This is a genomic window from Saccharothrix carnea (assembly GCF_003014735.1).
GTDB lineage: Bacteria > Actinomycetota > Actinomycetes > Mycobacteriales > Pseudonocardiaceae > Actinosynnema > Actinosynnema carneum.
In genome coordinates this window covers 16,148-28,644 of record NZ_PYAX01000021.1, presented here as the reverse complement: position 1 = coordinate 28,644, position 12,497 = coordinate 16,148, and the positions used below count along the sequence as shown (strand labels likewise).

General features: G+C 69.7%; 15 protein-coding genes and 1 pseudogene. 14 read left to right on the top strand and 2 right to left on the bottom strand.

Translation table 11 applies throughout. The features are described 5' to 3' along the window. Positions 1–34: 34 nt before the first annotated feature. A complete protein-coding gene (locus B0I31_RS36230; RefSeq protein WP_106619906.1) occupies positions 35–628 on the top strand; it encodes an LOG family protein in 594 nt (197 codons plus the stop codon). On the opposite strand, the gene B0I31_RS36225 is transcribed toward B0I31_RS36230, so the two are convergent. Both B0I31_RS36225 and B0I31_RS43210 read right to left on the bottom strand, forming a co-directional pair. Continuing rightward, entirely contained in the window at positions 577–2,688 is a 2,112-nt protein-coding gene (locus B0I31_RS36225; RefSeq protein WP_146174090.1) for an ATP-binding protein, read from the bottom strand. The genes B0I31_RS36230 and B0I31_RS36225 overlap by 52 nt on opposite strands. Beyond that, positions 2,689–2,892, bottom strand: a pseudogene (locus tag B0I31_RS43210) (helix-turn-helix domain-containing protein); the annotation flags it as partial. Between the two features lie 207 nt (positions 2,893–3,099). On the opposite strand from B0I31_RS43210, the gene B0I31_RS36220 reads away from it, so the two are divergent. The 13 genes from B0I31_RS36220 to B0I31_RS36160 all read left to right on the top strand — a co-directional run bounded on the left by B0I31_RS36220 (position 3,100) and on the right by B0I31_RS36160 (position 12,481). Beyond that, a complete protein-coding gene (locus B0I31_RS36220; RefSeq protein WP_181320725.1) occupies positions 3,100–3,795 on the top strand; it encodes an A24 family peptidase in 696 nt (231 codons plus the stop codon). A gap of 61 nt (positions 3,796–3,856) precedes the next feature. After that, positions 3,857–4,426 carry a hypothetical protein gene (locus B0I31_RS36215; RefSeq protein WP_245950696.1) on the top strand — a complete coding sequence of 190 codons (570 nt, stop codon included), beginning with the start codon at positions 3,857–3,859 and terminating at the stop codon, positions 4,424–4,426. Then, positions 4,420–5,268, top strand: coding sequence for a hypothetical protein (locus tag B0I31_RS36210; protein WP_106619903.1), 849 nt, complete (start codon positions 4,420–4,422; stop codon positions 5,266–5,268). Before B0I31_RS36215 ends, B0I31_RS36210 begins: the two co-directional genes overlap by 7 nt. A gap of 125 nt (positions 5,269–5,393) precedes the next feature. After that, the gene (locus B0I31_RS36205) at positions 5,394–6,104 is read left to right on the top strand and encodes a hypothetical protein (protein WP_106619902.1); all 711 of its coding nucleotides are present in this window, start codon (positions 5,394–5,396) and stop codon (positions 6,102–6,104) included. Further along, positions 6,104–7,006, top strand: coding sequence for a MinD/ParA family ATP-binding protein (locus tag B0I31_RS36200; RefSeq protein ID WP_106619901.1), 903 nt, complete (start codon positions 6,104–6,106; stop codon positions 7,004–7,006). Before B0I31_RS36205 ends, B0I31_RS36200 begins: the two co-directional genes overlap by 1 nt. A 104-nt stretch (positions 7,007–7,110) precedes the next feature. Then, positions 7,111–8,484, top strand: coding sequence for a TadA family conjugal transfer-associated ATPase (locus B0I31_RS36195; RefSeq protein ID WP_245950704.1), 1,374 nt, complete (start codon positions 7,111–7,113; stop codon positions 8,482–8,484). After that, the gene (locus tag B0I31_RS36190; RefSeq protein ID WP_106619900.1) at positions 8,472–9,398 is read left to right on the top strand and encodes a type II secretion system F family protein; all 927 of its coding nucleotides are present in this window, start codon (positions 8,472–8,474) and stop codon (positions 9,396–9,398) included. The genes B0I31_RS36195 and B0I31_RS36190 overlap by 13 nt, the downstream gene beginning before the upstream one ends. Positions 9,399–9,403: 5 nt before the next feature. Then, positions 9,404–10,297 carry a type II secretion system F family protein gene (locus B0I31_RS36185; protein ID WP_106619957.1) on the top strand — a complete coding sequence of 298 codons (894 nt, stop codon included), beginning with the start codon at positions 9,404–9,406 and terminating at the stop codon, positions 10,295–10,297. A gap of 62 nt (positions 10,298–10,359) precedes the next feature. Further along, on the top strand, positions 10,360–10,548 hold the full coding sequence (locus tag B0I31_RS36180; RefSeq protein ID WP_054044579.1) for a hypothetical protein: 189 nt from the start codon (positions 10,360–10,362) through the stop codon (positions 10,546–10,548). Positions 10,549–10,553: 5 nt separating this feature from the next. Further along, a complete protein-coding gene (locus B0I31_RS36175; RefSeq protein WP_106619956.1) occupies positions 10,554–11,003 on the top strand; it encodes a TadE/TadG family type IV pilus assembly protein in 450 nt (149 codons plus the stop codon). 123 nt (positions 11,004–11,126) lie between these two features. Then, positions 11,127–11,534, top strand: a complete 408-nt coding sequence (locus B0I31_RS36170) for a pilus assembly protein TadE (RefSeq protein ID WP_245950695.1) — start codon at positions 11,127–11,129, stop codon at positions 11,532–11,534. An 86-nt stretch (positions 11,535–11,620) separates the two neighbouring features. After that, positions 11,621–12,010, top strand: coding sequence for a hypothetical protein (locus B0I31_RS36165; RefSeq protein ID WP_106619898.1), 390 nt, complete (start codon positions 11,621–11,623; stop codon positions 12,008–12,010). Positions 12,011–12,061: 51 nt separating this feature from the next. Further along, the gene (locus tag B0I31_RS36160) at positions 12,062–12,481 is read left to right on the top strand and encodes a hypothetical protein (protein ID WP_181320724.1); all 420 of its coding nucleotides are present in this window, start codon (positions 12,062–12,064) and stop codon (positions 12,479–12,481) included. Positions 12,482–12,497: the final 16 nt, after the last annotated feature.

The window sequence follows — 12,497 nt, the reverse complement described above, 5'->3', positions numbered from 1 at the left end:
CTCGTTCGAGCGGTGTGCCTTTAGGTTCGGCGTCATGCGGGTGTGCGTTTACTGCGGTTCCTCCAGTGCCGGGGTGACCTACCTCTCGGCGGCCAGGCAGGTCGGCGCGACATTGGCCCGAAGGGGGATCGAGGTGGTGTACGGCGGCGCCCGCGTGGGCACGATGGGAGCCGTTGCCGACGGGGCGCTGGAGGCCGGTGGTCGGGTGATCGGGGTGATCCCGGAGTCGCTGGTGGGGTGGGAGATCGCCCACCAGGGGCTGACCGAGCTGCTTGTGGTGGCGGGCTTGCACGAGCGCAAGGCGATGATGACCGGATTGTCGGACGCGGTGCTGGCGTTGCCGGGCGGAGCGGGCACGCTGGACGAGTTGTTCGAGGCGTGGACGTGGGCGCAGCTGAAGGTGCACGCCAAGCCGGTCGGTGTGCTCAACGTGGCCGGGTTCTTCGACCCGTTGCTGGCGATGGTGGACCACATGGTGGCCGAGGGGTTCCTCAAGCGGCCGTACCGGGAGATGCTGCTGGTCGACGACGACGTGGACCGCTTGCTGGACCGCTTCATCGCTTACCGACCGCCCGACTACACCTGGTCGGACGACCCGGTGGACACCGCCGGGCCGTCGGGTTCATGACTGCGAGGCGCAGGCATGTCATGGAGGTAATTCCGGACCTCGTTCGCGCGCGGGTCGTCGAGTTCGTCGAGGATGGCGAGCGCCTTGCGCCATGAGACCTGCGCTTCTTGCCGGTCGCCGAGAGCATTCAGGGTGTGGCCATGGCTGACCAACGTCTCGGCCTCGCCCCACCGGTCACCGACTTGTCGACGAGTCTTCAGCGCGAGGTCGAACTGGCTGAGGGCTTCCTGGTAACGCCCGAGGTCGTGCAGTGTGGTGCCGAGCTTGGTCAGGGTGAAGCCTTCGCCGTAGCGATCGGCGGTGCTACGCATGATCTCCAGAGCTCTGCTCAGGTGGTGCAAGGCTTCCGCGTCGCGGCCGGAACGTCGCATCGCCTCACCGAGGCTGGCCGATGCGATGGCTTCACCGTGACGATCGCCGACGCCGCGGAACAACTCCACCGCCTCGCTGAACAGCTTCACCGCCTTGTCCCGCCTGCCCAGTTCGGCGGCCAGGTAGCCGCTGCCGGTCAGTGTCCACGCCTGCCCCGTCTCGTCCCCGATCTGGCGACGTAGGGTCAACGCCTCTGCCAGTTCGCGATTGGCCAGGTCGTATTCCTGACGCTCGCGGTGGGCGTGAGCGAGGTTGTTGAGCACCCATGCCCGACCAAAAACGTCTCCGCTGGCCTCTACGGCGGCCAAGGCGATGGTGTGGGAGGTGATCCAGGCCGTCCACGGCTTACGTAGGAACAGGTAGTTCCAAAGCCCGACCGGTAGCTGCCACGCCTGCTTATGCAGGCCGCTGTGATGTGCCAATCGGGTGGTCGCGACGAGGTTCGGAAGCTCCGCTTCACACCACATGAGCGCCTGCTCATAGGTGAAGCCGGCCGGTGACGACGGCACCCCGTCGGCAGGAGGGTCCAGCTCGGGATCGCGCCGTTGCGGGGCCAGGGCGTGGTTGGCCCTATAAGCGGTGTGCAGATACCAGTCGACGAGCCTGGCCACGGCCGCGGTGCGTTGATCCTCGGATTCTTCGGTGCGGACCAATTCGACGCTGTACGCCTTGAGCAGGTCGTGCTGACGAAAGCGGTCTTGACCGACTTCGTCAACCAGCCGCACGGCCGACAGTTGCCTGAGCAGCGGCATCGCACTGCGGGACTCGATGCCGCACAACGCCGCAGCGATGTCGGAGCCGAACCGGTCACCGGGGTGCAGGCCGAGCAGGCGGAACAGCCCGGCCGCATCGTCGCCCAGGGCGCGGTAGGACCAGGAGAACACCGCGCGCACCGCTTCGTCCTCCTGCGAGAGGACATCCAACCGCTTGTCGATCGCAGACAGCTCCCTCGCCAGCTCGTCCAACGTCACGTGCGGGTGGGCGCTGATCCGCTCCGCGGCCACCCTGACCGCCAACGGCAAGTGCGCGCACAAGCGGGCTATCTCGTGCGCGGCGGTCGGCTCGCTGTTCACCCGCTCGGTGCCGATCGCTTCGCGCAACAGGGTCACTGCTTCGTCGGAGGTGAACGAGGGAACCGTGACGCATCGGGCACCCTCCCGGACTGCCAGGCTGGACAGTCGTCGACGGCTCGTGATGATCACCAGGCAGCCTGACCCTCCTGGAAGCAGAGGGCGTACCTGCTGTGCGTCGGATGCGTTGTCCAGGAGCAGCAAGGCGCGCATCCGATCGAGCTTCGTGCGCAGGAGGGTGGCTCGGCGGTGGGCGGTCGGCGGGATGTCTGCCGGCGGCACCCCGAGGTCGAGCAAAAAGGTCTCCAGCACTTCGGTCGGCTCTGCTGGGGCAGAATTCGCTGAGTAGCCGCGGAGATCGTAAAACAACACTCCATCGGGGAACTTTTGACGTATCCGGTAGCTCCATGTGACAGCAAGTGTGGTTTTACCGCTGCCCGCTGCCCCATCCAGTGCGATGATGCCCGACGATCGGGTGCTCGTCACCGCGTCGAGTGTTCCGTCGAGTTCGTCGACGAGTGCGGAACGGCCCACCAGTCGTGGCACCGGAGGCAACTGCGAGGGATTGCTCCATGTGCGTGATTTGGCGCGGTCGCCTCGCGCGGACAGCAGTGCCATCAGGGCGCCGCCAGTGTCGAGTGCCTGGTCACAGGCGCGGAGGAAGTCCTCGCTCGCAGGCTTGGTCCCGTGCTCGACGTTGCTGATGTGCCCAGGGCTGTAGTGGCATCGGTCCGCCAACTGCTGCAGCGACAGCCCTGCGGCGGCACGTCTCCGACGCAGTTCGGGTCCTATGTCGGCCTGCCTATTCTTTATTCCGTCCAAGTGAATACACCGCTCCCCTTGTCACCTCCCGGGCGACCTTGCCACCGTTGGTCCCGGCCGGCCCCGATGGAGACCGGCAGGAGTCGAGGATATGGGGATCAGATGCAGACCGTTGGTCCTACCGATCCGATGAAACCCCGATCGAGTGAACGGTGCGGTTGTCGGATACGTGAAGTCATCTTCGCTTCACCTCGTGGGGGTTGTGACATGTGGGTTGAAGTCGCATTGATCGGCACAGCATGCGGCTCGGTGACGCTCGGCGTCGTGGCCCGAGCTTCAGCTGACACCGACGGGCATCAGGTGATCGGCGGACGGATACAGGCTCCGCGTCCAGGTACTGGACTGTGGTCCTGGCTTTCGTTGAACGCGCTCGGGGCGCGCGACGGGTACATGGTGGGCTCGGTCGTCGGAGTTGGACTGGGAATGCTTCACCAGCGGTTCGACGGTGTGCCCCACCAGTTCGCCGTCCTGTGGCTGGCAGCGATCGGCGTTCCGCTGATGATGATCGACTGGGTATGCCACCGCCTGCCCGCCCCACTCGTCCGAGCCCTGTTCGCGGGCGGAGTGGCGATCTTGGGATATGTCGCGGCTTCCCACGATGACCTGAACGCCCTGACGCGAGCGCTCCTAGCCGCCGGGATCACGTCCGCTGCGTCGTTGACAGTGGCGATGATCATTCCTGCTGCTCTCGGGGCGGGCGACGTCAAGCTCCTGGGAGCGGTCGCCCTTTACCTTGGGTGGGTCGGTTGGCTCGACCTGTTGCGCGGCGTTGTGCTCGCGCTGCTCCTGGGCGCCACTGCAGGCACGACACTGCTGATCACCCGACGAATCTCGCGGACGGACCGCCTCGCCTTCGGCCCGGCCATCGTCGGCGGAGCCCTGCTCGCTCTCGTCGCACCGTGATCATTTGGAAGGTCGTCGACGCGCCTTCTCCCGTCACCACGATCGAGACCTGAAGGATGACATGAAGATCTTCCATAGCACAGTTACCGCTCTGGCCGTCTTCCTCTCTCTGGCCGCGTGCAGTGCATCAACCTCCATGTCGCCAGACCAGTCGGGCACGCCAGCCGACGTGGACGGCCCTCTCCCTGGAACTTCCACAGCGGTAACCAGTCCGGTCGATGAGGCACGGGCACAAGGAGTGCAGACCTATCGGCAGATGTGGACTGCTTATGCCACAGCCGGTACCACCGCCGACTGGCAGTCGCCGGAACTGGCCCGCTACGCCACCGGCGGCGCCTTGTCGACCTTGACCCGAGGACTGTTCGGCTACCGCGAGTTGGGGATCGTGACGCGCGGGCAACCCGTTCTGAATCCGACGGTGTCCTCAGTGGAGCCTCTTGGTTTGCCCATCAAGGTGATCGTCTCCGACTGCGGCGACTCGACGACATGGACCAAGCACTACGCCGACAACGGTGCCCTTGCTGACGGTGAGCCTGGGGGCAAGCGGCACATCAACGCGGTGGTGGAGAAGCAGGTCGACGGATCCTGGAAGGTCAGCGACTTCGGCGTACACGAGGTGGGAACATGCTGAATTTTGCGATCATCGGAGTGCTCATCCTCTCGATGACAGCTGCGCCTGCCAGGGCCCAGGACCCATGGGGCGATGTGAACTGCACCCAAGATCCATCGCCGATCTGTGACCTCGGTGCTGGAATCGGTAACTGGCCCGGGCCGGTGGTCGGACGCCCCGGAGGCAAAGAACCACCCTCTGGACATGACAACGGCGACGATCCCTATGCGGACTGCAACTACAAGCCGGTCGACTACCACGCACCGGAGGGTCAGCCGGAGGAGCCGGGCGGTTGGTTCATGGTGTTGTGTTCGCCGGATGGCAAGGATCCGCTGTCCCACGGGCCTGTGTGGGTGCCTACTGGCGGCGGTGCGCAACCGGCGCTGTCGCCGGAGCAGGTGGCCGCCATCGCGCGTAACCGCTTGCGGCTGCCTTCGGTCGTGATCGCGGCCAACCCCGCTGAGGTGCAGTTGGTGAACCTGCCGACGTGGTTGTGGTTGAGCGGTGGGTGGCAGGAGGTGTCGGCGAACGCGTCGGTTCCGGGTGTGTCGGTGACCGCGGTCGCGACTCCATCCTCGGTGACCTGGTCGATGGGTGACGGCTCGACGGTGACCTGCGCCGATGGGGGAACGCCGTACGCGGCGGGCATCGATCCGAAGGCGCCCTCGCCCGACTGCGGCCATGTCTACCGCCGCTCTTCGGCGAGCCAGCCGGGGCTGGCGTACGCGGTGACGGCGATCGTGAACTGGACGGTGACCTGGTCCGGTGCGGGTCAGGGTGGCACGTTCCCAGACATGACCACGACGGGCAACGCGACCTTCCGCGTGGCGGAGTCGCAGGCGCTCAACAACGGCGGCGGCTGACCAGCGCCACTGCCTCCCCGCGGGGCACCACTTCCCAGCCCACAAAGCGATGACCACCTGTTCCGCTCGCTGACCATCCTCTGGCGACGCGGCGCACTACCCGCATGCCTTTTGGAGGTACCGGCGTGAACACCGACACCACGATCCGGCCCGACACCGACCGGGCCACGAGCACGGCCAACGGCCCCTGGATCAACGACACCAAGAAGCGTCCCTCCTCGCGGTTGCGCACCACAGGGCGCCACCGCAGCGTGCCGTACCTGTTGCTCGGCGTGCTGCTCGTACTGGCGTGCGTGGGCGGCTTCGTGCTGATCTCGCTGAACTCGGGAGATCGGCAGGCCGTGCTCGCGTTGGCCCGCGGCGTGCAGGTGGGGCACGTGCTGACCACGCAGGACCTGCGGCAGGTCAATGTCGCGGTCGACCCCGGCGTCGCGGTCGTCGGCGCGGACCAGGCCGCCGCCGTGGTCGGCCGGCCGATGGCCACCAGTTTGTCGGCCGGGGCGCTGCTCACCCCGGACGCCGTCGGCGGCGCCGCGCTTCCCTCGGACGGGCAGGCCATCGCCGCCCTCGCGCTCAAACCCGGCCAGTTCCCCGCGGAAGTCGGACCGGGAGCGCGGGTGTCGGTGGTGTTCGTGCCAGGCCAGGCCGGAACCGCGGCCAGTCCGCCCTCCGATGGCGGCACGGTCTGGCCTGCGGTGGTGACCAGCGTGACTACTCCGGCGAACGACCAGAACACCGTGGTCTCGGTGCAACTGTCCGAGGCCGCCGCCCGCCAGATCGCCGCCGTACCAGCCGGTCAGTTGTCGATCGTGATGCTCCCAGCTGGAGGTCGCTGATGTTGATCTCGGTCCTGTCGCTGAAAGGCTCGCCGGGCGCCACCACGCTGGCCGTGGCCTTGGCCGCCCGCTGGCCCGCTCCGGCACGCGCACTAGTGGTCGAGGCCGATCCTTCCGGTGGCGATCTCGGCCTGCGGTTCTCGCTGTCCTCGACACCAGGCCTGGTGAGCCTCGCCGCTGCGGCGCGCCGTAGCGGCGACGCCGACTTGGTGTGGCTGCACACCCAGCAGCTTCCCGGCGGTCTGCCGGTGATCTCCGCCCCGCCCGATGCCGACCAGGCCCGCGCGGCGCTGACGGCCTTGGCTCCCGATCCGACCAGTGGGCTCGGTGTTCTGCGGGCGGCGGCCAACCAGCCGGGCACGGTGGTCATCGTCGACTGCGGGCGTGTGGACTCCGGCTCGCCCGTTCTGCCGATCGTGCGTGCTTCCGACGCGGTCGTGTTGTTGTCGCGGGCGCACGCCGACGACCTCGCGCACCTGCCGCGCCGGCTGCCTGCGGTCGGCCGTTGGAGCCCGAACCCGGTGCTGCTGTTGGTGGGCGAGGGCTACTCCACCGCCGAGGTCGCCCGCGAACTCGGCGTCCCGCCGCTGGGGCGCGTGCCCGACGATCGGAACGGCGCGGCCGTGCTGTGCGGGCGGCCGAGCAAGCTGCGCTGGGGTCGCAGTGGCCCCGTGCATTCGGCGCTCGGCCGCTTCGCCCACGGGGTCGCCACCGAACTGGCCACCCGCGAGCGCACACCGGCCGGCCGAACTCAGCCCCGGCTGGCTGAGCCGGTGACGCAGGTCCCGGTCCTGCGCTCGGCTCCGGGCGTGCCACCCGGCGCGGTCTCCTCCAACGGTGTGCGCGTCGCACCGAACCCCGCAACCGGCCACCGCGACCAGCAGGGAGGGCAGGCGTCGTGACGTACCCGACCAACCAGTACCCGGCGCCGGTGCCTCTGCGCCCCCATCCACAACCGCCCGGCCCGGCCCCGCTCGGTAGCGGCGCACTGGGCGCGGACACTAATGTGCCGCCGCCGGGGTGGGGCACCGACGAGGACACGGCTGACCTGTCGGCCGCCACGACGCGGCTGCGGCAGCACCTGCGGGAGCGGTTGAACGCCGAGCTTCCGCAGCGGGTTGCCGATCAGCAGGATCGCACCGGGACGACCGCGACTCGCGAGGCGCGTCGCGAGCTGGCGCGGGGCCTCCTTGACGAGGCGCTGCGGGTGCACACCGAGAACGAGCTGGCGGCGGGCCGGCAGCTGCTGCCGCGCGAGGTCGAGCAGCGGGTCGTCGGGGAGGTCGTCAACGAGCTGTTCGGCATGGCAGGGCTGCAGCCGCTGCTGGACGACCCGACCGTGGAGACTATCAACGCCAACCGTTTCGACCGGGTCTTCGTCCAGTACAACGACGGCCGCCGCGCCCAGGTCGCCCCCATCGCGGGATCGAACGAAGAGCTGACCGACCTGGTGCGGCTGCTCGCCGCCCGCGCGAGCAGCCAGGAGCGGCGGTTTGACCAGGGCTCTCCGGCGGTCAATCTCCAGCTCCCCGGCGGGGAGCGGTTGTTCGCGGTGATGGGTCTGACCGCGGGCGGGGTGACGGCGCTGTCGATCCGCCGTCACGGCTACCTCACCGTCACCCTGCCCGAACTCCGACGCCGGGGCACCCTGGACCCCGGCTTGGAGGCGTTCCTGCGCGCGCTGGTCAAGGCCCGCAGGAACGTCTTGATCACTGGCGGTACCGGTGCGGGCAAGACCACCCTGCTGCGCGCGTTGGCCGGCGAGATGGATCCGCTGGAGCGCATCGTCACCATCGAGGACGCCTTCGAACTGGGCCTGGATCACGACCCGGACGTCCATGCCGACGTGACCGCCTTCCAGGCCCGTGAAGCCAACGTCGAGGGCGAGGGCGCGATCAGCCAGGCCGAACTGGTGCGGTGGGGTCTGCGCATGTCGCCGGATCGGGTGATCGTCGGTGAGATCCGCGGGCCCGAGGTCATCCCGATGTGCAACGCGATGTCTCAGGGCAACGACGGCTCGATGGCCACCCTGCACGCATCCAGTTCCCGGATCGCGTTCACCCGCCTGGCCTCCTACGCAGCCCAGGGCGTTGAGCGGCTACCGCTGGAAGCCACCAACCTGCTGGTCGCCTCGGCTGTGCACTTCGTGGTGCACCTGGCCCGCGCCCAGGACCGACGCACCCGTGTCGTGTCCTCGATCCGCGAGGTCGTCGGCGCCGACGGCCCGCAGGTCATCTCCAACGAGGTCTACCGCCCCGGCCCCGACCGCCGCGCCCGCCCCGTGGCCGGAGCGCTGCGCAGCGACACCCTCGACGACCTGGTCGACGTCGGCTTCGACCCCGGCGTCCTGGAGAACCCCGAGGGCTGGTGGGCACCGTGAACATCACCCTCAGCCCCACCACGGCCGCCGCGGCGCTGCTCGGCGTCGGCACCGGGCTCGGCCTGCTGCTGGTGGTCCTCGGCTGGCGCGGACCCGACCCACGGCGTCAACGCCGCACCCGAACCCGCGCGGCCGGGACCGTTGACCAGCACCGCGGCCTGCGGATCGCGCTCGCCGTGACCGCCGGGGTGGTGACCGGTCTGCTCACCGGCTGGGTCGTCGGCGCCGTCCTGGCCGGCCTCGCCGCCTGGGCGCTCCCGCGGGTGCTGGGCCGCGACCCCGAGCACACCCGCCGAGTCGCGCGGATCGAGGCCATCGCCACCTGGACCGAGATGCTCCGCGACACCCTGTCGGCCGCCGCCGGGCTCGAGCAGGCCATCCTCGCCACAGCGCCACTGGCACCGACGGCCATCCGCGGCGAAGTCGGCGAGCTCGCCGCCGGGATCGAGAACGGCGACCGGCTCGCGCCCGCGCTGCGCCGTCTTGGCGAGCGCCTGGACGATCCGGTCGGCGACCTGGTCATCGCCGCCCTGCTGCTGGCCGCCGAACAACAGACCCGCCAACTCGCCGAACTGCTCGGGTCGCTGGCCGACGCCGCCCGCGGCCAAGCCTCGATGCGGATGCGCGTCGAGGCCGGCCGCGCCCGCACCCGCACCTCGGTGCGCGTCATCGTCGGCACCACCCTGGCCTTCGCCGTCGCCGTGGTGCTGCTCAACCGCAACTACATGGGCGCCTACGACAGCGCCGCCGGGCAGATCGTGCTCCTGGGCATCGGAGCGCTGTTCGCCGCCGGGTTCGTGTGGCTGAACCGCATCGCCCGCGTCGCCCAGCCCGGCCGCTTTCTCTCCACCGCTGCCGACCAGGATCCGGCAACCAGCCCGGCACCGGTCCTCGTCACCGCGAGGCAGGAGTGAACACCGTGATCACCTACATCGCCCTGGGCGTCGGATCCGGGACCGGCCTGTGGGCGTTGGCGGTCTACCTGTTCCCGCCACGGCCGGCCCTTGGTGCGATCCTGGCTTATGCCACCGCCCCACCCGCTCCGGCGCCCATCCTCGCCACTGACGACACCGGCTGGGCTGCCCGGCTCGGCCGACCCGCCGTCGCGCCTCTGCGCGCGCTCGGGCTTCCCTGTCCGCACCTGGCCAAGGACCTGGCGGTCATCGGTCGCTCGACCTCGACCCACCTGGCGGAGAAAGCCACCCTCACCGTCGCCGGGCTGCTGTTGCCCATCCTGCTGACCGTGGTCCTCACCGTGGCCGGGCTCGGACCCGGCTTCGAGTTTCCGATCATCGCCGGACTCGTCCTGGCGGCCGTCGGGTTCGTCCTGCCGGACCTGCACGCCCGCTCAGAGGCCGCGAAGCTGCGCACCGGGTTCCGCCACGCGCTCTCGGCCTACCTGGACCTGGTGTGGATCACCCTGGCAGGGGGAGCGGGGGTCGACAGCGCGCTGGGCGACTCTGTCACCATCGGACGAGGGTGGGCGTTCGAGCAGATCCGCCGCGCCCTGGACACCGCCCGCCTCACCCGCACGACCCCGTGGGCGACGCTGCGCCGGCTCGGCGAGGAACTGGACGTCACCGAGCTCGCCGAGCTGGCCGCCTCGGTCAGCCTGGCCGGCACCGAGGGCGCCAAGGTCCGCACCTCGCTGGCCGCCAAAGCCGGAGCGCTGCGCACCCACCAGATCACCGAAGCCGAAGGCGACGCCCAAGCAGCCACCGAACGCATGAGCCTGCCGGTGATGGCTCTGTTCCTCGGGTTCCTGGCCTTCATCGCCTACCCCGCGCTCACACAGGTCCTCAATGGACTCTGACATGAACTGTGACATCTCGCGCGGACAACGACCGAACGTGAACGACAAGAGAGGACAACATGATGCGCACACAAGTGGAGGCATTGTGGACAGTGGTGCAAGCACGCTGGGAGGAGTTGCGCCGCCAGCCGGAGGCCGGGTACTCGACCGAAACCGTCCTGGTGACCGCGCTGCTCGTCGTGGCCGCGCTCGCGGTGATCGCGATCGTCATCGCGAAGGTCACCGAAAAAGCCAACGGCATCACCATGTGATCCCCATGAGCGACAAGCACTGCAAGCAGTCACCGGTGACCTGCGCCGGATGGTCTCGAGTCCGCCGAGCGCTGCGCGGCGACCGTGGCTCGGTCAGCGCGGAACTGGTCATTGCGACGCCCCTGCTGTTGCTGATGCTGCTGGCCATCGTGCAATTCGCGCTCTGGTCACACGCCACCCACATCGCCCAGGCCGCCGCCTCGCAGGGGCTCGCGGTGGCACGGTCCCAGAACGGGACCGCCGCGGCCGGCATAGCCGGCGCGCGGCAACTGCTCGACCAGCTCGCGCGCGGCCCGCTCACCGGCCCCGCCGTCACCTCCGACCGGACAGCGGCCTCGGCGTCGGTGCGGGTCAGCGGGACCGCGACCTCGGTCGTGCCGTTTCTGAGCCTGCCGGTGCACGCCGAGGCCGTCGGGCCCGTTGAACGCTTCGTCCCCGACCTGGCGGGCGGGTGACCCGCGATGCCATCGCGGACGCCGCCGCCCCATGTGCCCGTCACGCCTCCAGGACGGCGTCACGGCCGCGTGCGTCCCGGTCGGTGGGGGTGGGCGGCCTGGTGGCGTGCCGATGACGGCTCGGTGGCCGCCGAAGTCACTATCGCCGCACCGTTCCTGATCATGCTGCTGGTGTTCGTCGGCGTGGTCGTCCACCGAGGGGTGGACGCGCGGATCCGCATCGACGACGCCGCCCACCAGGCGGCCCGCGCCGCCAGCATCGAACGCACCCCGACAACCGCGACCGCAGCGGCCCAGTCGACCGCCGCGAGCGCACTGTCCTCAGCGGGCGTGGTGTGCACCTCCCTGTCGGTGAGCACGTCGATCGGCGGCCTGCGCCCTGGCGGCACGGTCAGCGTGACCGTGTCCTGCGCCGTCGACTTCGGCGACGCGCTCATCCTCGGCGTGCCCGGCGGCAAGACCCTGTCGGCCACCTCGGTCGAACCCGTGGACCTCTGGCGCTCGACCCTGAACACCGGGAGCCGGACATGACCCGGCGAGGCCGTCAGGTCCGGCGCAGCCGGTGGTCGACTTGGCGGCGCACGCGCCTGCGGTGGTGGCGCGCCGACGAGGGCCGAGTGACCGCGTTCGTCCTGGCGCTGACCGTCGGCATCCTGGCCTTGGCCGGCCTGACCCTCGACGGTGGCCTCGCGCTGGCCGCCAAAGTACGGGCCAACGGCCAGGCCGAGGCCGCCGCCCGCGCCGGCGCCCAGGCCATCGACCTGTCCGCCTACCGCGCCAACGGCAGCCTGCAGCTCGTGCCCGCCCAAGCGGTCGCCAACGCCCAAGCGCACCTGGCCGCCGAGGGCGCCACCGGCACGGTGACCGTCTCCGGCGACACCGTCACGGTCACCGTGACCGCCACCCAGAACACCCAACTGCTCGGCCTGGTCGGCATCGGAACGCTCCACGTACACGGGCAGGGCAGCGCACACCCGCAGCGCGGGGTGACCGCGATCGACCCCTGACCACACCCGCGCCCGTCGTGAACACGCCCGTCGCAGAGAAGGGACAGCAGCATGGCAACACCCGAAGAGATCCGCCGGCGCGTCGAAGAGGCCGACACCGCCCGCAGCGCACGCCGAGCCGCCGCCGCGCAGCAGGTCGGCGAACTCGCGGGGCGCCGAGCCGCGATCGTCGAGCAGCTCGCCGAAGTGGAGCGTGAGCTCGGCGACGTGCTCGCCGACGCCCAGGACGTCATCGACGTCGACGAGCTGGCTGCGTTCACCGACCTCAAACCATCCGACCTCACCGGGTGGATCGAGGGGCGCAAGCCCGGCCGCGGCAAGCGCAAGAAGACGGCGACCGGCGCACCGGGTGATACGCGCTCCCTCCCCGGACCGAGGACAGCGACACCCGAGCAGAGGACCAACTCGCGCGAGGGCTCGACCGCTGCCGGGCTGGACAAGCGCGAGCCGATCATCGCCCACGCGAGCTGACCGTGCCCGCGCTCGC